Source organism: Bacillus cereus group sp. BfR-BA-01309, assembly GCF_022664315.1.
Classification (GTDB): Bacteria; Bacillota; Bacilli; order Bacillales; family Bacillaceae_G; genus Bacillus_A; species Bacillus_A mobilis.
In genome coordinates this window covers 172289-193422 of sequence record NZ_JAKUHE010000002.1, presented here as the reverse complement: position 1 = coordinate 193422, position 21134 = coordinate 172289, and the positions used below count along the sequence as shown (strand labels likewise).

Here is a 21134-nt window from a genome sequence, read left to right as displayed (position 1 = left end):
TACAATTGGCCAAACTGTTTTATTTTTTTGTATAAGTACGACTATACCATGGGACAGGTTCACTTAATTTTTTCTCTTGTTTCAGTGCTTCAGGACCAATATAATCTTGAAGTGTCTTTTTTGCTACTGTTAAAGATAAGTTTGTTTTCGGATTTCGATAGGAGGATTCAAGATGACCAAGATGTGGTAGGATTCGAAAATCTTCTTTTGTAGGAGGAATATGGAAAAAATAATCACCTAAACGGATAAGAACATCCGATTGTTGTTGGCTAAAGCGTGGATTTCTAGAAAAATGTAATCCTTCTTTAATAGCTTTTTTTTCAGCAATTAAGCGTTCTAAAGCCGTCTTTTTTAACCAATATAAATACTTCGGATTAGTTGCAGCTTTAGCATGACGATTCACAACGAAAATAGATTGGGCTAGTCGATTAATAGAATGTTGGTTTTGTAATTGAGATTGTGGTTGTGAAGGTTTCATATGGAATCTCCTTTCAATTTTTCATTATTATAACATAAATAAAATAGATTTTTATTATATGCAAAAAGTGATTGTATATATTTTCAATATTAAAGCAATATTGTTACAAAAAACAACTATTTTGTATAATAGTAATAGAATGTGCTTTAGAAATTTGATAATGAAAGAGTGAGAAGTTTGAAAGAAATATTAAAACAGCAATATGCCATTATAGATATTGGATCTAATACAATACGTTTAGTTATTTATGAAAAGCAAAACGGTGGTTTTTATAAGGAGATTGAAAATACGAAAGTAGTTGCTCGGTTAAGGAATTACTTAATCGATGGTGTGTTGATTGAAGAAGGAATAGAGGTATTGTTACAAACATTATTTCAATTTCAAGAAAGTACACGATTCCACCAGTTGCATCATGTACTTTGTGTTGCTACAGCAACAATTAGACAGGCTGAGAATCAAGAGGCTATTAAAAAGCTTGTTGAAGGACAAACAGACTTTACTCTTAGAGTATTATCAGAATATGAGGAAGCACGTTACGGCTATTTAGCAGTTATGAATTCAACTTCGTTCTCTGAAGGAGTTACAGTAGATATTGGTGGAGGAAGTACGGAAGTTACATACTTTCGAAATAGAGAAATATTAGAGTACCATAGCTTTCCTTTTGGAGCACTTTCTTTAAAGCAACAATTTATTAAAGAGGATATACCTACTGAAGACGAGTTGGAAAAGATTCAAACGTACTTAGAATATCAATTTCGAACATTACCATGGTTAATTGATAAGAAATTGCCTCTTATTGCAATTGGTGGTAGTGCGAGGAACTTAGTGAAAATCCATCAAAATTTAATTTGTTATCCTATAGCAGGGGTACATTTATATAAAATGAAAGAAGCAGATATTAAAAATGTGAAAGAAGAATTGGAAGCATTGTCGTTCATAGAACTTCAAAAATTGGAAGGATTGGCAAAAGATCGAGCAGATACAATTATTCCAGCAGTCGAAGTTTTTCATACGCTTGTTAACGTTATAGAGGCACCCGCATTTGTATTAAGTAGAAAAGGGTTACGAGAAGGTGTTTTCTATGAAGAGTTGACAAAAGATTTGGGGATTTCATATTATCCGAACGTAGTCGAAGAAAGTCTGCATTTATTATCACATGAATATGAAATGGATATGGAATTTGTAATTCAGCTTATTAAACATGGAAGATTGATTTGTCAACAGCTTGAGGAAACAGGGCTAATTTCTATGTCAGAAAAAGACTGGGAAGTATTCCATCAAGCGGCGAAAGTATTTAATATAGGTAAATATATAGACGAAGAAGCGAGCCGCTTACATACGTTTTATTTATTAGCGAATAAAACAATCGATGGCATGATGCATAAAGAGCGAGTTAGATTAGCGCTTATTGCGTCTTATAAATCAAAAATGTTATTCAAACAACACTTGTCCCCATTTGAAGGATGGTTCGATAAAAATGAACAAAAAAAAATTCGTCTATTAGGGGCTGTTTTACAATTTTCAGCAGCTTTAAATATAAGGCAAAGATCGCTTGTTGAATCGATATCTATAACAGATAGTAAAGAGGGATTAACATTTACAATTGTATGTGAGCAATCGGCATTAGCGGAAAAAGTGCAAGCTGAAAAGCAAAAAAAGCAGCTGGAAAGAGTGTTGAAAACGACTATTCACTTATCCTTCGAATCAAACTGTTAAGTTGTACGGATGTCTTTACAAAAAATTAACACTTTGGAATATTGTAATTTGCTAAAATGAAAGTAACTAAATTATAGTAAAAAAGTTTCAAGGGAAGTGTGAAGAGGATGGAAATGTTGAAGGGGAATATAGTTAATTTAAATGATACAGCTTATTACAATAATCGAGAATTAAGTTGGTTAGCATTTAATGAACGTGTACTGCAAGAAGCACAGGATGAAACGAATCCGCTCTTGGAAAGATTAAAGTTTATTAGCATTTTCAGCTCAAATTTAGATGAATTCTTTATGGTACGCGTGGCAGGATTGAAGGATCAAGTGAGTGCTGGGTTTAACCAACCAGAAAATAAGGCTGGCTTAACACCAAAAAAGCAATTAAACAAAATTGCGATAAAGGCCCATGAATTAATGACTGTACAATATAATACGTTTAAAAATTATGTGTTGCCAGCGCTGGAGCTAGAAGGAATTGAGCGTTTAACATTCCATGATTTAACGAAGGAACAGAGAGAATTTATAGAAGAGTATTTTGATGAGCAAATTTTCCCAGTCTTAACACCTGTAGCTATCGATGCATATCGTCCATTTCCAATGTTATTAAATAAAAGTTTGAATTTAGCTACTCTTTTATATGATGAGAAACAAGTGGAGGAAGAAAACCGTACGAAGTTAGGAATTGTACAAGTTCCTTCATTACTCGAACGTTTCATATTTTTACCGAGTGAAGGGCAAAAGCATAAATTTATTTTATTAGAAGATGTAATTAGTGGTTTTACTCATAAATTATTTACAGGATATAATGTATCATCTGTTACTCGTTTCCGTATTACACGCAATGCGGATTTAACAATTCATGAAGAAGGTGCGAGGGATTTATTAAAGGTAATTGAAAAAGAATTAAAGAAGCGTAAGTGGGGAGCTGCTGTACGTTTAGAAGTTGGCAAAGAGCATATTGATGAAAGAGTATTAGCATTATTATATGAGGTGTTGGAAGTAAAAGATGAAGATGTGTATATAATGGATGGACCGCTAGATTTAACATGTCTATTTTCTTTATATAAAAAACTAGCTCCTTTATATGAACATTTAGTATATCCGGCTCTTATTCCGCAAAGACCTCAAGACTTAGGGGATGCGGAAGATGTATTTGAAAAAGCCATTGAGCATGATATTTTATTACATCATCCCTTTGAATCGTTTCAGCCAGTAGTTGATTTTGTCCGTGATGCGGCAGACGATCCGAATGTACTTGCGATCAAACAAACATTATATCGAGTAAGTGGGGATTCGCCGATTATTCAGGCGCTAAAAGTAGCGGCTGAAAAAGGAAAGCAAGTGACGGTATTAGTTGAGTTAAAGGCAAGATTCGATGAAGAAAATAATGTGCATTGGGCTAAAGAATTAGAAAAGGCAGGCTGTCACGTTATTTACGGTGTAAGTCATTTGAAAACACATAGTAAAATTACACTAGTTGTAAGAAGAAAAAACGGAAAAATTGAAAGGTTCGTACATCTTGGGACTGGGAATTATAATGACGCAACAGCAAAGTTATATACTGATTTCGGGTATATTACATCACGAAAAGACTTTGGGGTCGATGCAACAAATTTCTTTAATTATTTGAGTGGTTATACAACAAAGCCACATTTTCATCATTTATCGGTTGCGCCATTTGATATAAGAGAGCAATTTATGGATTTAATAGATGAAGAAATCCGTTATCATAGACAATATGGAAATGGATATATTATCGCTAAAATGAATTCATTAACAGATAAACCATTAATAAAAAAAATGTATGAAGCATCGCAAGCGGGAGTAAAGGTAGAGCTTATCGTTCGAGGAACATGTTGTTTAAGGCCTGGTATTCCAAATGTAAGTGAAAATATTCGGGTAGTTAGTGTTGTCGGGAGATACTTAGAGCATAGCCGAATTTATTATTTCCATCATAATGGAGAGGAAAAGATATATTTATCTTCGGCTGATTGGATGACGCGAAATATGGAAAAGCGAGTAGAAATATCTTTCCCGATATTAGATATTGAAATGAAGGCGAGAATTAAGGCGATTTTACAGCTTACATTAGCTGATAATGTGAAAACGCGTGAACAAAATAAAACTGGTGACTATTATTATGTTATTAATAGTAGTACAGAAGAAATTGATAGCCAAGTGAAGTTGTTTAAAATGGCGTATCAAAACACGGATGCTGAATAATGAGAACAAAGTAAAAAACCTCTTTTTTTAAGAGGTTTTTTACTTTGTTCTCTACTTATTATAGGTTCTCTAATATAGAAGAATCTGTAGAGAGAATAGTTTTTATTGTAAGCATGTTAATAGATTATAGATTGGTCAAGAGAGGGAATAACATTGGTAGAATTGTTACAGTACATTAATAATAGTATGGTTGTTGACAAGGTCCACCATAACAAGGGAAAGGTGTTGGCGGTGGGAAAGGTGGTGGATATGGTGGGTAATACGGTCTAGGACCGAAAGCCAATGCTCCGCCGAGCAGTCCACCAGCAATGCCAGCTAGAAATGGGACGCCAAAAAACGGAAAGAAGCGTGAGTCGCCTACTGGACCAATAGGTGCTGAACGGACTGGGATTGGTTGATAATATGGATACATGAACAAACCTCCTTTATTGGACTCACTTTTATCATATGGTAAATGAAACGTGGATGAGCGCGTACAAGAAAGGATATGTAAGAAAATAGGCGAATTATTGCGAATGTTGGAGCGTGAAAATCGTAATTTCAGGTTTTGACATAAATCGGAATGGGACACGTGTTCTTCCAAGGCCTCGATTGACATAGAGAGCTAAATCTTGAATCGTATAGAAGCCCTCAACATAGTTTTTAGCAAGTGATGGGGTAATAATAGCGCCTACAAAAGGAATTTGTACTTGTCCGCCATGGCTATGACCAGAAAGTTGCAAGTTAACTGGATACTTCGCTATTTGAGGTGCAATATCTGGCTCGTGAACAAGAACAATGTTATAAGTGTGTTCCCTTGCGTGCTGTAGTGTCTCCTCTATTTTTGGTTTACCTAGTAGTATATCATCGAGCCCGAAAATGGAGATTTCACTATTATCCAGTAGACGAATTTTCTTTTCGCTATTTAGTAATAGTTCAAATCCAGATTCACGCATGATGTGCTCGTAGTATTCCGTTCCATATCCACCGTGATCGTGGTTACCATAAATAGAAAATTTACCGAAGGGTGCTTGTATATTTTTTAAAATAGATGCAACGAAAGGAGTGTCAGTATATGTTTGATAATTATCAATGAGATCACCTGTAAAAAGAACAATATCTGGCTTTACATCATTAATTTTAGAAACGATTTGAGATAAATGTTGGAGAGAGAAATAGTATCCAAGATGTAAATCGCTAAATTGAAGAATCTTCATACCATGAAAACTTTTTGGTATGAGCTGTGATGTAAGTGTATGTTCTGTCAAAGCGAGTAAATGAGGCTCAATATATTTAGCGTAATAGTATCCGATACTAGTGGTTATAAATGAATATAGACAAGTGCGCATGCCAACTTTTAAAAAATCTCTTCTTGTAATTTTCTTCATAAAAATATGAGTATACCTATTTGACTTATATTACATATGTTTGTTACATTTGCAGGTTACTCAAATCTCCTTTCAGTTTATTTAAAATATATTTTAAATAATAAAAAAGTAGTATAGATTACGAAATAAACAAATGAAAAGAAACCTCTTTACGTTAAAATATCAGAAAAGTTTAAAAATATAAAGATTTCTATCAAATAAAATGATAAAATGAATGTGTATTCATTTTTTGGAGGGGATGTATGTGAAAGAAAAGGTAGTTATTATAACAGGTGGATCAAGCGGAATGGGAAAAGGAATGGCAATTCGTTTTGCAAAAGAAGGGGCACGAGTTGTTATTACAGGACGTACAAAGGAAAAACTAGAGGAAACAAAGTTGGAAATTGAACAATTTCCAGGACAAATATTACCTGTACAAATGGATGTAAGGAGTACGGACGATATTCAGAAAATGATTGAACAGATTGATGAGAAGTTTGGACGAATTGATATTTTAATAAATAATGCAGCTGGAAACTTTATTTGTCCAGCAGAAGATTTATCCGTAAATGGCTGGAATTCGGTCATTAATATTGTGTTAAATGGTACATTTTACTGTAGCCAGGCTGTCGGAAAATATTGGATTGAAAAAGGGATAAAAGGGAATATCATTAACATGGTAGCAACATATGCATGGGATGCAGGTCCAGGAGTTATTCATTCGGCTGCAGCGAAGGCTGGAGTATTAGCAATGACGAAGACGCTTGCTGTTGAGTGGGGACGTAAATATGGAATACGAGTAAATGCCATCGCACCAGGACCAATTGAACGTACGGGCGGTGCTGATAAATTATGGATTTCAGAAGAAATGGCTAAGCGTACGATACAAAGTGTTCCGCTTGGAAGGCTGGGTACGCCAGAAGAAATCGCAGGTTTAGCTTATTATTTATGTTCAGATGAAGCTGCGTACATAAATGGAACTTGCATGACAATGGATGGAGGACAACATTTACATCAATATCCATTTTAAAAGGGATGAGAAAATGAAGGTTTGATTCATTTTTCTACGGTTAAATGTGTCGGAATTGTGACATGTGAAAGAAAGGTGTTTACAAGAGGTCATATATACGTTATATTTAAGACCTCTTTTTTCTTCATAGTAGAATTGCTAATTCCCCTTAGCATTTTACCCCTCTAATCCCTTCAGGAAAACTGAAGGGATTTTTTATTATTTTTCCGTAAATATCATGTTATAATTTTTGAAAAGTAAAGGGAGGGAAGCACGTTGATAGATGCATTAGATGTAATGAGTAACTTGGATAAAGTCCTTCCTTATTATCAAGCTATTTTTAGTGCTGATGAGCATACTGTAATCGGATATGAAGTAGTAGGACGTATTCAAACAGAAGAGGGCATACAAAGTTTAGCTTCTTTCTTTCATGATGATTCTATTCCAAGTGAGTTTCAACTGGAAGCGGACAACATTATAGTAGAAAAAGCTTTAAATCGTTATTTAGAAAGTGATCAAAAACTATTATTATTTATACATCGGAATGCTAACGTATTAATGAACGATGATGATGAAAGTTTACTTCAACTTTTATTGATGTATGAAGAGCAAGGTTTAAATTTGAAACACATTGTTTTAGAAATTACAGAACATGAATGTAAAGAAGATATAGAGCAATTTAATCATTTGCTTATGTATTATCGTACATATGGTATTCAAATTTCGATTAATAAAGTCGGAACGGGTACAAGTAATTTAGAACGTATTAGCGTGTTAGCGCCAGATATTTTAAAAGTAGATTTAACAAACTTAAGGCAAACTGCACTTTTACAATCTTATCAAGATATTTTATATTCTTTATCATTACTTGCTAGAAGAATTGGTGCGACATTGTTGTATGAAGAAATAGATGCTTTTTATCAACTACAATACGCTTGGAAAAACGGTGGTAGATATTATCAAGGGAATTATTTGAAAGAGTGCTTACCTGATTTTATTGAAACGAACGTTTTGAAAGAACGACTTGGTAATGAGTGTCATCAATTTATTCAACATGAGAAGAAGAAATTACAAAAAATTTATAATTTGACAGAAATGTTACGTGATCGAATTGGTGATGTTCTAGCCAAACAGAAAAAGAATGAAGATATAAATGATTGGTTATTACAATTTAGCCAAAGTGTATCGCAGTATAGTTTCCGCATATTTATTTGTAACGAAGATGGTTTCCAACAATCAGGAAACGTTATGAAAAAAGATGGGGAATGGATTGTGATGCCCGAGTATTATATGAAGAACTGGAGTTGGCGTCCGTATTTTCTAGAAAATATTATGAAAATGCGTTTTGAAAATAAGGCAAGACTTTCAGATTTATATGCTGATATTGAAACCGGTGAGATGGTACGAACATTTTCTTTCCCAATTGATGATGAAAACTTTTTATTTATAGATTTATCGTATGAATATTTATATGAAGAAGATGTTTTATTTTAATGCACGAAGAGATTCGTGCATTTTTTGTTTGTTTTTATCATAAATTGGTAATAGTGAAAATGGTGATGAAAATGCTGTCTATCGTTGTAAAGATTTTACGAACGAAACCAGCCCTTTCTTGGCATAATCATTGTTACAATGAATACTACAAAGACAAGTTCTCTTAAAAGGAAGGTGAAAAAATGAGGAAATATGGAATATGGTTAGTTCTATTTGTATGCGTTGCCTTTCTAGTTGGTTATAGTGTCACAACTGTTTTAGGAAAAGAGGAAGTGAAAATCGATCAGAAAGAAGTGTTTACAACGATACAAAAAGGATATGAAACCCAATTCTCAATTCGTGGGAAGCATTTGCCGATGAATAAGATGATAGAAACGTTATCACCATATTTTACAGAGAATTTCCTTCAAGTATTTACAGATGAAAATAGTAGAAGTGATAAACAAAGTGGTGAATATTTACTTCCGGCAAAAGAAGCACCGTTTTCTTTTCATTCAGAAACGAAAATGTCATATGATGAAGAGCATAAAATTTTATATGTATATGAGCGGGCAAAAAGTGGACAATATCAAATTGTAACATTGCAAAGAGATCAAGGAAAATGGAAAATGGCTGGATATCATGAAAGTCAAGAGCTTTTAACTGAAATAAAAAGATTACAACAATTATAAAGTAAAACTTTAACCGTTGGGGGATATTCACCTCTCACTGAGTAATAGCCTGCACCAATCGGGCTATTACTACCCACAAATATTGAATAAGAATAGGTCTTTACCTATTCTTATTCAATATTGAGTAGCTGTTGTAATTTTTCAATTTGAAAACCAGCAACAACTTCTCCATCAATTACAACTGTTGGAGTTGAATATGAATCATAGTCATATAAAAGACGATTGCGTGCAGCAGCGTCTTTTTTTACGTCAAATTCTTCGTATACAACGTTATTATGCTTTAAAAATTCTTTCACAATGACACATGGCGGACAATCAGGTTGTGTGTAAACCTCAATTTTTTTCATTGTAATTCCTCCTTTTTTCTGTTTTTTTATTATATTCTTCCAGTATAAAAATCGCAATAAAGAAGGGAAAAGATGTTCTTTCTGTTTTTTCCTTCGCATTTCGACAAATTTTTAGTTGAGTTTCTGGCCAATAACCTTTATCCTAGACTGTGGAACATTTTTTCTGTTATGACGGATAGAATGAGTATAGCTGTAAAACCTATTGGTAGGAAGATCAGAGAAAGGAGAGATTTCATGTCTCTACTCCAAGGAATTTTAACTCGACTTGTTAGTCTACAAGAACAAGCTGAAAGCGGTGAAGTAGCACAACGCTATTTTGAAGTGAACGGTGAGCGCAAATGTAGCGTGAAATTTTTCGATAAAAGTGAAATGTATGAGTTAGAAGTGTATCAACAAGGTGAAAAACCTCAAGTGTATCAATTCGATAACATCGACATGGTTGCAATTGAGATTTACGATATCATTTCTTGATACATATAAAAAAGGTGTTGCCATATGGCAACACCTTTTTTAGTTCTATTACTTTTTAGCATATATGTATAGGGATTTTTCATTTTTCCTACAATGGTAATAAAGTAACATTGTAATCAGTAGGGCTTCTTCGTCCGATACTGATTATTAGCCATCACCAATTGGTTGTTTACAGATAGCAAAAGCGGGATAAAGATAACGAGGAGGTGTGTTGTATGGAACGTTTACCAGTTGTGATTTGTCCTAAATGTCACAATTCTGCTGAGATTATTCATGTATTAACGGCTCAATCGAATCAAAATGTAATTTATACGTGCCAAGTTTGTCATTGTGTAATACGAAATATTGAAACGAATAAAGGATAGGAAGTTATAATTTTTATTTTTGTCCCATACAATGAGAATACGAAAAGTCTGTCTAATTGAAAGGACGTGACTATGTGGCCGGTGAACATACATTTTATAATGTTTCAGAGAGACATTTAAATTTTGATATGGTCTTTAGCCGTATTTGTAGCTTCATTGAAAAGGATCCACGAAATTTATATCGCTTATCCATTGGGACAGACTCACAAGCACATCAAAAGGATACGAGGTTTATTACGGCAATTCATATTCATCGCGTTGGAAAAGGTGCCTGGGGGTGTTTACACCATAAATCAGTGAAAGATAAGCCAGCAACTTTACGTGAGAAAATATATTTAGAGACGCAGTTTAGCCAAGAAATCGCATGCCTATTTACTCCAAAACATATACAAACAATATGGGATTTATTGCATCCATATGCTCAAGATGGGGCTGGGTTTATAATGGAAATTCACTTGGATATCGGAAATGATGGTTTAACAAAAGAATTTATTCTAGATATGACAGCGAAAATCCAAGCGATGGGATTAACTGCAAAAATTAAGCCAGATGCTTATGCAGCGTTTAGTTATGCAAATCGATATACGAAATAAAGAACAATTTTTATATATCTTTCACTAAAAACTGAATATTACATCTATTAAATAGGCTGGAAATTTTATATAATAAGAGTAACGATGCGAGTATAAGGAGAGGGGTATATGAAAAGGGAAGTTGTTTTAACAGAAGAAGAAGAGAGTTTGTTACTAGATATTTTATTTCAGCAAAATTATGCGAGTGAAATTTTAGCTGTGGAACTTACAGATATTGAGAATGGTTTAAAACGGACAGATGTGACGCAATATAAAAAAATCACAAGGTTATTTTACAGATTAAAAAATAAGGGGTATTAAGCGCTACCGGAATGGTAGTCTTTTTTTTGTGTTGTATGCTAAAATAGCTGTGTAATTTTGTTTTTATTGAAATAAAGTAAGGACAAAATAATAATGTGAAAACGCTATCATAAAATGTGAATAGAGTCGGTGATTAAAAGTAGGAAAAAGGGAAGATGGGGGATGTAACATGATTAGTATTCCGAAAGACGAGTTTCAACAAATTTTTGTGAAAGATTTAATGATTTCATCAGAAAAAGTAGCACATGTCCAAATGGGAAATGGTTTAGAGCATGCTTTACTCGTTCTTGTGAAATCTGGATATTCGGCGATACCTGTTTTAGACCCGATGTATAAATTACATGGGTTAATTAGTACTGCGATGATTTTAGACGGTATGTTAGGGCTGGAGCGCATTGAGTTTGAACGACTTGACGAAATGAAAGTAGAACAGGTGATGAAGGAAGACATTCCGGTTCTTAAGTTAGAAGATTCATTTGCAAAAGCTTTAGAAATGACAATTGATCATCCTTTTATTTGCGCTGTCAATGAAGAGGGATATTTTGAGGGGATTTTAACGCGTCGAGCTATTTTAAAATTGTTGAATAAAAAAGTAAGACAACATAATAGATAATGTGAGAAAAGTGACTTCATAGAAGCGGAGAAGTCACTTTTTTTTCGTGCATATCAGTTGTGTATGTATTATATTTAAAAAGATAAAAAATATAAGAGTATATAGTTAAATTAAGGATGAAAAGCTTATTGAGATAAGGTGTATGGAAGCTAAGGAAAGAGGGAGAAAGTTGCAAATTGATGATTTTCAAATGATGGTTGTGTTAGCTCAGGAATCAAATATGAGAAAAGCGGCGGAACGTTTATTTGTTTCACAACCTGCGCTTAGTCAACGATTACAATCTATGGAGAAGCAATGGGGAATGAAGTTTTTTATTCGCTCACAAAAAGGATTGACAATTACACCTGAAGGGGAAAAAGTCGCAAATTATGCAAAAGAGATGCTACAAAAGGAAGAGGATATTAAAAGTGAGCTAGCTGTTTTTAGAACAGAAACTCATGGAACGTTAAAAATAGCTGTTGCATCAGTTATTGGTCAATATTGGCTTCCGCCCGTTTTGAAGAAGTTCGTACATAAATACCCTTCTGTGAAAATATCGCTGTTTACTGGCTGGAGTAGTGAAGTGCAAAAGCAATTTTATGAAGGGGACGTTCATGTTGCTATATTGAGAGGCACACAAGAATATAAAGGTCAGAAACAACAATTATTTGAAGATGAACTTTATTTAGTGGATAAAGAAATAAAAGATATTTCGATGTTAAAAGAAACAAATAGACCATTTATTCAATTTAAAAGTGATTCGACTTATTATGGACAAATACAAAATTGGTGGTATGGTTTATTTTCTAATCCGCCTAAGAGAACAATTGTGGTTGATCAAATTGAGACTTGCAAACAACTCGTTTTAAATGGTATAGGTTATGCTCTTTTACCTTCTACTGTTTTAAAAGAAGTACAGGAAAATATGTATAAAACACCTGTTCAATTAACGAGAGAAACATGGTTATTGACGAGTGAATCGGCCAGACAATTGAAGCAAGTACGGGCGTTTTTAGAAATTATAGAAGAAATTCAAATGGAAAAATAGGATTATTATCTTGCTACTCGCTCTATCGTTTGGTAGAGTAACATTATAAATGGATTTAGGAGGCAACAAGAATGAAAATGATGGACGCTAACGAAATTATTTCGTTTATTCAAAAAAGTGAAAAGAAAACTCCTGTAAAGGTATACATAAAAGGGGATTTAAAAGAAGTAACATTCCCTGAAACGGTACAAGCATTTGTAAATAAAAAATCTGGTGTATTATTTGGAGAATGGTCTGATATTAAGACAATTCTTGATGAAAATAGCAAGCACATTGTTGATTACGTTGTTGAAAATGACCGTCGTAATTCTGCGATTCCAATGCTTGATTTAAAAGGTATTAAAGCTCGTATTGAGCCAGGCGCGATTATTCGTGACCACGTTGAAATCGGCGACAACGCTGTTATTATGATGAATGCAACAATTAATATCGGTGCTGTAATTGGTGAAGGTACTATGATTGACATGAACGCGGTACTTGGTGGACGTGCAACAGTTGGTAAGAACTGTCACGTAGGTGCGGGTGCAGTTCTTGCAGGTGTTATTGAGCCGCCGTCAGCAAAACCAGTTATTGTTGAAGATGATGTTGTAATTGGTGCTAACGTAGTTGTGTTAGAAGGCGTTACAGTAGGTAAAGGGGCAGTTGTAGCAGCAGGCGCTGTTGTAACAGAAGATGTGCCTCCATATACAGTTGTTGCGGGTACTCCAGCACGTGTAATTAAAGAGATTGATGAGAAGACAAAAGCAAAAACTGAAATTAAACAAGAGCTTCGTCAATTAAACCCAGAGAAATAAAAACAAAAAAAGCGTAAGAGCATAACTGGCTCTTACGCTTTTTATAGATAGAGGTGCAAAAATGGCAGTAAGCAAATTCATTCAAATACGTAGAGACTTACACAAAATACCGGAAATTGGATTTAAAGAGTGGAAAACACAACAGTATATTTTAGATTACATAGGAACGCTTTCGAATGAGTATGTGGAAGTGAAAGTATGGAAAACGGGTGTCATTGTTAAAGTAAATGGAAAGAATCCAGAAAAAATTATTGGTTATCGTGCAGATATAGACGGTTTACCAATTACCGAAGAAACTGGATATGAATTCGCTTCTATTCATGAAGGAATGATGCATGCATGTGGACATGATTTACATACAACAATCGGTTTAGGCCTTCTAACAGCAGCTGTAACAGAAAGAATAGATGATGACCTTGTGTTTCTATTCCAACCAGCTGAAGAAGGTCCAGGAGGGGCTCTTCCTATGTTAGAGAGTGAAGAGTTAAAAGAATGGAAGCCGAATATAATTCTTGGCCTTCATATTGCACCTGAATATGCTGTAGGAACAATTGCAACAAAAGAGGGGCTATTATTTGCGAATACATCAGAGTTATATGTTGATTTAAAGGGGAAAGGTGGACATGCAGCCTACCCGCATACTGCAAATGATATGATTGTTGCAGCAAGTCACCTTGTTACACAACTTCAATCCGTTATTAGTCGTAATGTGAATCCTCTTGATAGTGCAGTAATTACAATCGGAAAAATAACAGGTGGTACAGTTCAAAATATCATAGCAGAAAAGTCTCGGTTAGAAGGAACGATCCGAACGTTATCAGTGGAATCAATGAGTCGTGTTAAAAGTAGGATTGAGGCAATTGTTGCAGGTATAGAAGCTTCCTTTCAATGTGAAGCGGCCATTGACTACGGGGCGATGTATCATCAAGTATATAACCATGAAGCATTAACGAGAGAGTTTATGCAGTTTGTAAGTGAACAAACTGATATGAATGTAATTACATGTACTGAGGCAATGACAGGGGAAGATTTTGGTTATATGCTTCAAGAGATTCCTGGCTTTATGTTTTGGCTTGGGGTAAATTCAGAATATGGTTTACACCACGCAAAATTAAAACCAGATGAAGAGGCTATTGAGAAAGCTATCGCATTTTTAGATCAATATGTGAAGTGGAAAGGGACTAGAAAGTAAACTTGCTCGCCAAATTTGCAAAAATTTAAAGTGGGTACTTGTTAGTTCCAAGATGAAAACATCTTTTATATTTGTTTTGGATATTCATCGGCATACAAATGGATAAAGTAATGAGCAGTGGTTTTGAGCCGCTGCTCATTATTCATTATCGCTTATTGAGAAGATGATTAGTTAACTAGCTTATATATGTTTACATTTCGTGTAAAAAGTGTGTAAAATCAATGTGAAACATAGAAAAAAGGGTGGGGAATTACGTGCAAATTAGCAGTGCAATCTTGTGTTTCGTCTTATATGCGTATGTAATTATTGCGGCGGTGTATTTTGGGATAAGTTTTTATGCCTACCGTTTAGTAGATAATCATGAATATGACGAAACATATAAATGGGTGAAGAGATATTTATCACCTGTATTAGAAATTATGAATGGGTTTGTGCTTTTTTTATTTATTGGATTGATTGCTTTCTCAACGAGTTTAGTAGGGAATAAAACGACATTATTTGTACTAGGTATCATTATTTTTATGTTGTTAGGAATACGGATTGGTAACACGGTGTTTTGGAATGAAAGAAAAGTAGATGGCTGGACTGGAATGCTAATCCCGTGTATGTTAGCGGCTATCGTGACAAACATAGAGCATGAGTATTATCAATTGCATTTTTGGCTTATTATCGTTTTAACAATTCTTTCAGTTTTGTATATAAGTACGGTAGTACTAACATACATTGCACATGAAAAAGGTGATGTTAAAGGAACTCTCTTCTTTAGAGGACGAGCATTATTTTGGAGTGTGCCAACGATGGCGGTTATAGGGATTATTGCGATATTAGTAAATGGATATCAATTTACTAATTGGCAACTATTTTTAGAAAATTGGTGGATTTTCATCATTTCGTTTATCGCTTTTTTAGGCGCAACACATTATTTATTCCATCAACATCATTATATATTGGCATTACTATTCGCATTTACACAATTATTATTTGCTTTCTTCGGACAAGAAACGTTATTATTCGTTTTTGAAACATTTAGTTCATTTGGAAATATATTTGTATTTGGTATGTTAATTTTCAGTATTGCATTTTATTTACAACAGTATTTTTATATGCAAAAACAAAAATAAGAATGATATACAGGTTTTTGTAGCAAATCTAAAGTATGTTACAATAAAAATACATAGTATTCGATGTTATTGGAGGAATTCCTGTGGGTGAAAAAGAGAAAGAATTTGCTGTTATTGGGCTTGGACGTTTTGGTGGAAGTATTTGCCGGGAACTTGCTCAATTAGGTATGGAAGTAATGGCAATTGATTCAGATGAGGATAAAATTAATGAGTTTGCAAATATAGCTTCACATGCTGTAATTGCAGATTCGACAGATGAGATGGTATTAAAAAGTCTTGGTATTCGTAATTTTGATCATGTAGTCGTTGCTATTGGAGACAATTTAAATTCAAGTATTTTAACAACATTAATTCTGAAAGAGTTAGGTGTAAAAAATATTACTGTAAAAGCTCAAAATGATTACCATGAAAAAGTGTTAAGTAAAATAGGTGCAGATCACATTGTGCACCCAGAGCGTGATATGGGAAAAAGGATTGCTAATAATATTGCATCAAGTAATGTATTAGACTATCTTGAGCTTTCAGATGAGCATAGTATTGTAGAGATTATTGCAAATAAAAAAATTGATGGTCATTCTTTAATCGAATTAGATATTCGTGCGAAGTTTGGATTGAATATTGTAGCGATTAAACGTGGTAAAGAAGTTATTGTATCTCCTCGAGCTACGGAAAATATTCAAGCGGGAGATATATTAATTGTAATTGGTCATGACGATGAAGTAGATCGTTTTAAACACTTTTTAAGATAAGAGAAAAGGACAATACCATGAAGGTATTGTCCTTTTTCTTATATTTCCATAATGATTGGTAAAATCATTGGGCGACGTTTCGTTTTTTCATATAGGAATGGTGCTAATGTGTCTGTAATTTCATTTTTAATTTCAGACCATTGTGTTGTTTTACGCTCCATTACTTTTTCTAAATGAGTTGTAATTAATGTTTGAGCATCATTAATTAAATCACTACTTTCGCGCATATACACGAAACCACGTGAGATAATATCAGGTCCTGCTGCAACTTTAAACTCTTTCATATCAATGCTTACAACTACAATAACAAGTCCTTCTTCAGAAAGAATACGACGATCGCGTAATACGATATTACCGATATCTCCAATGCCATTTCCGTCAATATAGACAGATCCGGATGGTATTTTACCAGCTACGCTTGCTTCATCTGAACGAAGAGCAAGAACATCTCCATTATCCATGATGAAACAGTTTTCTTCTGGAATACCACAATCATTTGCTAACTTCATATGCATACGTTGCATACGATATTCACCATGAATTGGCATGAAATACTTCGGTTTAATTAGACGAAGCATTAGTTTTTGTTCTTCTTGTCCACCGTGTCCACTTGTATGAATGTTTGACAGTTTTCCGTGGATTACATCAGCACCAGCACGATACAACATGTTAATTGTACGGCTTACACTAATTGTGTTACCAGGGATTGGTGAAGAAGAGAAAACAACTGTGTCGCCAGGAATGATTTGAATTTGACGATGAGTACCATTAGCAATACGTGAAAGTGCTGCCATTGGTTCACCTTGACTACCTGTACATAAAATAACAACTTTATTAGCCGGCAGGCGGTTTAGTTGAGATGTATCTATGAATGTATCTTTCGGACAGCGAATATAACCGAGGTTTTGTCCGATTTCAATCGCTGCTTCCATACTGCGACCGAATACAGCAACTTTACGATTGTTTTCAACAGCGGCTTCAACAACTTGTTGTAGACGATGGATATTTGATGCAAAGGTTGCGAAGATAATACGACCTTCTACTTTGCGGAAAATATCTTGAATGCTATCACCAACACGGCGCTCAGACATTGTAAAGTTTGGAACTTCACTGTTTGTACTATCAGATAAGAGACAAAGTACACCGTCTTTTCCGATTTCAGCCATTTTTGTTAAGTCTGCTGGTTCACCAACTGGTGTGAAATCAAATTTGAAATCACCAGTATGAACAACTTGTCCTTGAGGTGTTTTCACAACAACTCCGTATGAATCTGGGATACTGTGAGTTGTACGGAAGAAGGAAACAGATGTCTTTTTAAATTTAATAACATCATCTTCTTGAATTTCATAAAGTTTTGCTTTACGAAGTAATCCGTGCTCTTCTAATTTGTTTTTGATTAGCGCAATTGCTAATTTCCCACCATAAATAGGGATGTTTACTTGACGTAATAAGTAAGGAATTCCACCGATATGATCTTCGTGACCATGTGTAATGAATAATCCTTTAATTTTATCTTCGTTTCGCACAAGATAAGTGTAATCTGGTATTACATAATCGATTCCGAGGAGTTCGTCTTCTGGGAATTTAATTCCAGCATCAATAATAATAATTTCATCTTGAAATTGAACAGCATATGTATTTTTACCGATTTCACCAAGTCCACCTAAAGCAAAAACGGCAGCCTGATCATTCTTTAGAAATTTCATATGACTATACGATTTCCGCTAATGTTAAATCAGCGTTTTCTTTTTCATATTCAAGATGAGCACCAGTAACAGACTGAACGAACTCGATATTATATGCGAACTTATTTAATTTCTTACGAACATCCTTTTCAGACGTAGCCTCTAAATATAAAACTTTTGTATTTTCACGTACTGGAACCTCAGTCATTTTGTCTTGATAAAATACTTTAAAAATCATTTGGAAAACCTCTCCTTGTCTATGTTTTGCATTATCTGTTACTTATTATAAAGCAAACAGTCACGATTTTCATGTTTTTTCGAATGAGAATGAAGAAAAAGCCCGAAATGGGCACAATTTAAGCGATTGTCTTTTTACGGACTAGATCTTTTAAATAACGCTTGAGCTTTTTCTTCAGCTTCTTCAGCATGATTACTCCTTCCTTTCCTTATTTTAAACATGCATATTACTAGTGAAAACTCCGCCTCTGATATAAGAAAGAAGACAAAAGTGAATGTTGAATCTTGTCCTTTCTCATACAGGGAAAGTTATTCTATAGCAACGATTAGTAGCCGTTAGTTATAGGTATAGTATGAGAAAGAATAGAAAAGAAAATTCATACGAACAAGTATCCACATTTTTTACTAATATATATATGCAGGTTTCATAAATAAGGTCAGAAAGTGAACGCTTTCTTCACAGATGTTTAATATGTTATACTTTTTTTTAGAATTTGAAAAGCGATAATCAAAATGGGAATATAGAGTAACAGAAAGGATTTTGACAAATGAATGATAAAATTGTCTTTTTTGATATTGATGGAACATTATTAGATCATGATAAGAAGATTCCGCAATCTACACGAGATGCAGTAAGACATTTACAAGAAAAAGGCGTGCATGTAGCAATTGCGACAGGACGTGCGCCATTTATGTTTGAAGATATTCGTGAGGAACTCAATATACACAATTATGTTAGCTTTAATGGACAGTACGTTGTATTTGAAGATGAGGTAGTATTTACTAACCCGTTACATCCAGCTGCCTTACATAAGTTTACTCAATTTGCAAAACAAGAAGGATATCCACTTGTATATCTTGATCATCAAGAAATGAGAGCATCAGTGGAATATCATGATTATGTGAAAGAAGGTTTTGGAAGCTTAAATTTTGAGCATCCGGCATATGAACCTGATTTCTATGAGAAACGTAATATTTATCAAACGCTTCTTTTCTGTGAAGTGAATGAAGAGGAAAAGTTTATTAATCAGTATCCAGACTTTCATTTCATTCGCTGGCATGCATATTCAATGGATATTATTCCAAATGGTGGTTCGAAGGCGAAAGGAATTGAGAAATTCATTGAAAAATTAGGATTTAACCGTGAACAAGTGTATGCATTTGGAGATGGCTTAAATGATTTAGAAATGATTGAAGCAGTTGGGACAGGTATTGTGATGGGGAACGGTCATGAAGACTTGAAAAAACTTGCAAATCATGTGACAAAGGATGTTAGTGAAGACGGCATATATCATGGCTTAAAATGGGCTGGATTGCTATAAGTGAATATGGAACCCATTTCATATAAAAAAGGCGGAAGATTTACTCCCGCCTTTTTTTATTATCGCTCTAGAGGTTTTGAATCGTCAGGAGCAGCAAATGGATTTTCTTTATTAATGTGGTCATAGAACATAACACCATTTAAATGGTCAATCTCATGCTGAAATACGATTGCTGGTAAACCTTTTAAACGTAATTTTACTTCCTCGCCGTTGATAGATGTTGCTTTCACTGTAATTCTTGTGTAACGAGGGACATAACCAGGTACTTCGCGGTCTACCGATAGACAGCCTTCCCCACTTTGTAAAAATGTACGTTCAACAGAATGACTAATGATCTTTGGGTTGAATAATGCATGACTATATAACGTACCGTCCGTATCTGTTACGTGAACTGCAATCATTTTCTTTGAAATACCGATTTGCGGAGCAGCTAATCCGATTCCAGGGCGTAAACTATATTTTTCAGCCATTTCAGGATCTTGGCTATTGATTACAAATTCAATCATTTCTTTAAGGGCAGTTGTATCTTCTTCGCTCGCCGGCATTGATACCTCTTCTGCAACGTTTCGCAAAATAGGATCTCCTTCGCGAATGACATCTTTCATTGTAAGCATATGTAATCTCTCCTTTCTTCTTTAGTCTACCAAAGGAGATGAAAAAAGTCATCGACAAGTAGGGAAGCGCTTTGAAAAGCGTTTTACTATAGAATATTTATGTATGTAATAAAAAAACAGACGGCAAAGCCGTCTGTTTTTTCCATAGTTGTTTCATTTTACATTAGCGAATGCAAGCAGCACCAACGATAATTAAAAGAATAAACAACACAACGATTAAGGCGAAGCCGCGTCCAGACCCACCACAAGAATCGCCATAACCGTAGGAAGGATATGAACAAGTTGGATAGCAATATGAGTATCCGTACATGAGATGACCTCCTTTATCATTTCCCGCTAATATTGCGGTTACTATAATGTATGGAGGGAAGAGTAGAAATGTATGGGTAATTACCTATAAAAGGAAGAAGAGTTTGTATATTTTTGTTAAGAAGAGAGAAAAACTAAAGAGAATTAAATCGTTTACATATTATTCTAAGAGAAAAAACAAGTTAAAAAGGGAATAATATAACAGCAGGTTAATGCTTACTAATACAGATGTGAAAAATAAAAACACGTTTGTGTAGAAGAAACCTGCAGATTATTTATAAAAAAACGTATTCAAAGTAATTGACATCGTAATTAGAATAGTTGTAAACTAAAAAACGTGATCAAGATTGTATTAATATGTTTCTGAAAAAACATTAGTACAGATTGTTAGGTACACAAAATTATTCTCAACCGACAAATAAATTTGTTGGTTTACATTGTTGCGTTTTCAGTCTAGCTAATAGA

At 34.2% G+C, this 21134-nt stretch carries 23 protein-coding genes and 1 pseudogene; 16 read left to right on the top strand and 8 right to left on the bottom strand.

Going from position 1 to position 21134, the window contains the following annotated elements; all coding sequences use genetic code 11:
• Positions 1–19: 19 nt before the first annotated feature.
• The gene (locus MR115_RS04510) at positions 20–478 is read right to left on the bottom strand and encodes a YkyB family protein (protein ID WP_000804861.1); all 459 of its coding nucleotides are present in this window, start codon (positions 476–478) and stop codon (positions 20–22) included.
• A gap of 177 nt (positions 479–655) precedes the next feature.
• Between MR115_RS04510 and ppx the strand changes: the two genes are divergently transcribed.
• Together ppx and MR115_RS04500 are read left to right on the top strand one after the other, a co-directional pair.
• Positions 656–2194: an exopolyphosphatase gene (gene ppx / locus MR115_RS04505; protein WP_242240144.1), complete on the top strand. Its 1539-nt coding sequence runs from the start codon at positions 656–658 to the stop codon at positions 2192–2194.
• A gap of 107 nt (positions 2195–2301) precedes the next feature.
• Entirely contained in the window at positions 2302–4410 is a 2109-nt protein-coding gene (locus MR115_RS04500) for a polyphosphate kinase (RefSeq protein WP_097816912.1), read from the top strand.
• A 175-nt stretch (positions 4411–4585) separates the two neighbouring features.
• Here the strand turns inward: MR115_RS04500 and MR115_RS04495 are convergent, their stop codons facing one another.
• Positions 4586–4822, bottom strand: a complete 237-nt coding sequence (locus MR115_RS04495) for a hypothetical protein (RefSeq protein WP_061678291.1) — start codon at positions 4820–4822, stop codon at positions 4586–4588.
• Between the two features lie 94 nt (positions 4823–4916).
• Entirely contained in the window at positions 4917–5777 is an 861-nt protein-coding gene (locus MR115_RS04490; protein WP_063260471.1) for a metallophosphoesterase, read from the bottom strand.
• Positions 5778–6021: 244 nt separating this feature from the next.
• On the opposite strand from MR115_RS04490, the gene fadH reads away from it, so the two are divergent.
• From fadH to MR115_RS04475, 3 genes are all read left to right on the top strand, one after another.
• Positions 6022–6786, top strand: a complete 765-nt coding sequence (gene fadH / locus MR115_RS04485) for a 2,4-dienoyl-CoA reductase (protein ID WP_061678289.1) — start codon at positions 6022–6024, stop codon at positions 6784–6786.
• Between the two features lie 255 nt (positions 6787–7041).
• On the top strand, positions 7042–8259 hold the full coding sequence (locus MR115_RS04480; protein ID WP_000564301.1) for an EAL domain-containing protein: 1218 nt from the start codon (positions 7042–7044) through the stop codon (positions 8257–8259).
• 182 nt (positions 8260–8441) lie between these two features.
• Complete coding sequence (locus MR115_RS04475; protein WP_061678288.1) at positions 8442–8930, top strand: DUF3993 domain-containing protein; 489 nt, start codon at positions 8442–8444, stop codon at positions 8928–8930.
• A gap of 110 nt (positions 8931–9040) precedes the next feature.
• Here MR115_RS04475 and MR115_RS04470 read toward each other — a convergent pair whose 3' ends face one another.
• Positions 9041–9277 carry a glutaredoxin family protein gene (locus tag MR115_RS04470; RefSeq protein WP_000717880.1) on the bottom strand — a complete coding sequence of 79 codons (237 nt, stop codon included), beginning with the start codon at positions 9275–9277 and terminating at the stop codon, positions 9041–9043.
• Positions 9278–9511: 234 nt separating this feature from the next.
• On the opposite strand from MR115_RS04470, the gene MR115_RS04465 reads away from it, so the two are divergent.
• The 10 genes from MR115_RS04465 to MR115_RS04420 all read left to right on the top strand — a co-directional run bounded on the left by MR115_RS04465 (position 9512) and on the right by MR115_RS04420 (position 16502).
• Positions 9512–9748 carry a YkuJ family protein gene (locus tag MR115_RS04465; RefSeq protein WP_000055151.1) on the top strand — a complete coding sequence of 79 codons (237 nt, stop codon included), beginning with the start codon at positions 9512–9514 and terminating at the stop codon, positions 9746–9748.
• Between the two features lie 215 nt (positions 9749–9963).
• Positions 9964–10113, top strand: coding sequence for a hypothetical protein (locus MR115_RS04460; RefSeq protein WP_242240142.1), 150 nt, complete (start codon positions 9964–9966; stop codon positions 10111–10113).
• A 74-nt stretch (positions 10114–10187) separates the two neighbouring features.
• Positions 10188–10706 (top strand): ribonuclease H-like YkuK family protein, encoded by a 519-nt coding sequence (locus MR115_RS04455; protein ID WP_000896653.1) that lies wholly within the window; start codon positions 10188–10190, stop codon positions 10704–10706.
• A 108-nt stretch (positions 10707–10814) separates the two neighbouring features.
• Positions 10815–11006, top strand: a complete 192-nt coding sequence (gene abbA, locus MR115_RS04450; protein ID WP_000818083.1) for an antirepressor AbbA — start codon at positions 10815–10817, stop codon at positions 11004–11006.
• A gap of 169 nt (positions 11007–11175) precedes the next feature.
• Complete coding sequence (gene cbpB, locus MR115_RS04445) at positions 11176–11619, top strand: cyclic-di-AMP-binding protein CbpB (RefSeq protein WP_016086509.1); 444 nt, start codon at positions 11176–11178, stop codon at positions 11617–11619.
• A gap of 142 nt (positions 11620–11761) precedes the next feature.
• Entirely contained in the window at positions 11762–12646 is an 885-nt protein-coding gene (locus MR115_RS04440) for a LysR family transcriptional regulator (protein ID WP_061678286.1), read from the top strand.
• A gap of 71 nt (positions 12647–12717) precedes the next feature.
• Positions 12718–13440 (top strand): 2,3,4,5-tetrahydropyridine-2,6-dicarboxylate N-acetyltransferase, encoded by a 723-nt coding sequence (dapD, locus tag MR115_RS04435; RefSeq protein ID WP_061678285.1) that lies wholly within the window; start codon positions 12718–12720, stop codon positions 13438–13440.
• A 61-nt stretch (positions 13441–13501) separates the two neighbouring features.
• Positions 13502–14632: an N-acetyldiaminopimelate deacetylase gene (locus MR115_RS04430; RefSeq protein ID WP_061678284.1), complete on the top strand. Its 1131-nt coding sequence runs from the start codon at positions 13502–13504 to the stop codon at positions 14630–14632.
• 254 nt (positions 14633–14886) lie between these two features.
• On the top strand, positions 14887–15753 hold the full coding sequence (locus tag MR115_RS04425; protein ID WP_061678283.1) for a hypothetical protein: 867 nt from the start codon (positions 14887–14889) through the stop codon (positions 15751–15753).
• A gap of 83 nt (positions 15754–15836) precedes the next feature.
• Positions 15837–16502, top strand: a complete 666-nt coding sequence (locus tag MR115_RS04420) for a potassium channel family protein (RefSeq protein ID WP_000504032.1) — start codon at positions 15837–15839, stop codon at positions 16500–16502.
• A 38-nt stretch (positions 16503–16540) separates the two neighbouring features.
• Here MR115_RS04420 and rnjA read toward each other — a convergent pair whose 3' ends face one another.
• Together rnjA and MR115_RS04410 are read right to left on the bottom strand one after the other, a co-directional pair.
• Entirely contained in the window at positions 16541–18208 is a 1668-nt protein-coding gene (gene rnjA, locus MR115_RS04415) for a ribonuclease J1 (protein ID WP_144564914.1), read from the bottom strand.
• A 4-nt stretch (positions 18209–18212) separates the two neighbouring features.
• Positions 18213–18425: a DNA-dependent RNA polymerase subunit epsilon gene (locus MR115_RS04410; protein ID WP_000576434.1), complete on the bottom strand. Its 213-nt coding sequence runs from the start codon at positions 18423–18425 to the stop codon at positions 18213–18215.
• Between the two features lie 547 nt (positions 18426–18972).
• Between MR115_RS04410 and MR115_RS04405 the strand changes: the two genes are divergently transcribed.
• Positions 18973–19746, top strand: coding sequence for a Cof-type HAD-IIB family hydrolase (locus tag MR115_RS04405; protein ID WP_242240139.1), 774 nt, complete (start codon positions 18973–18975; stop codon positions 19744–19746).
• 59 nt (positions 19747–19805) lie between these two features.
• Here the strand turns inward: MR115_RS04405 and def are convergent, their stop codons facing one another.
• Positions 19806–20360 carry a peptide deformylase gene (def, locus tag MR115_RS04400; protein ID WP_097816907.1) on the bottom strand — a complete coding sequence of 185 codons (555 nt, stop codon included), beginning with the start codon at positions 20358–20360 and terminating at the stop codon, positions 19806–19808.
• A gap of 163 nt (positions 20361–20523) precedes the next feature.
• Positions 20524–20604: pseudogene (locus tag MR115_RS30210) on the bottom strand (YjcZ family sporulation protein); the annotation flags it as partial.
• Between the last annotated feature and the right edge of the window lie 530 nt (positions 20605–21134).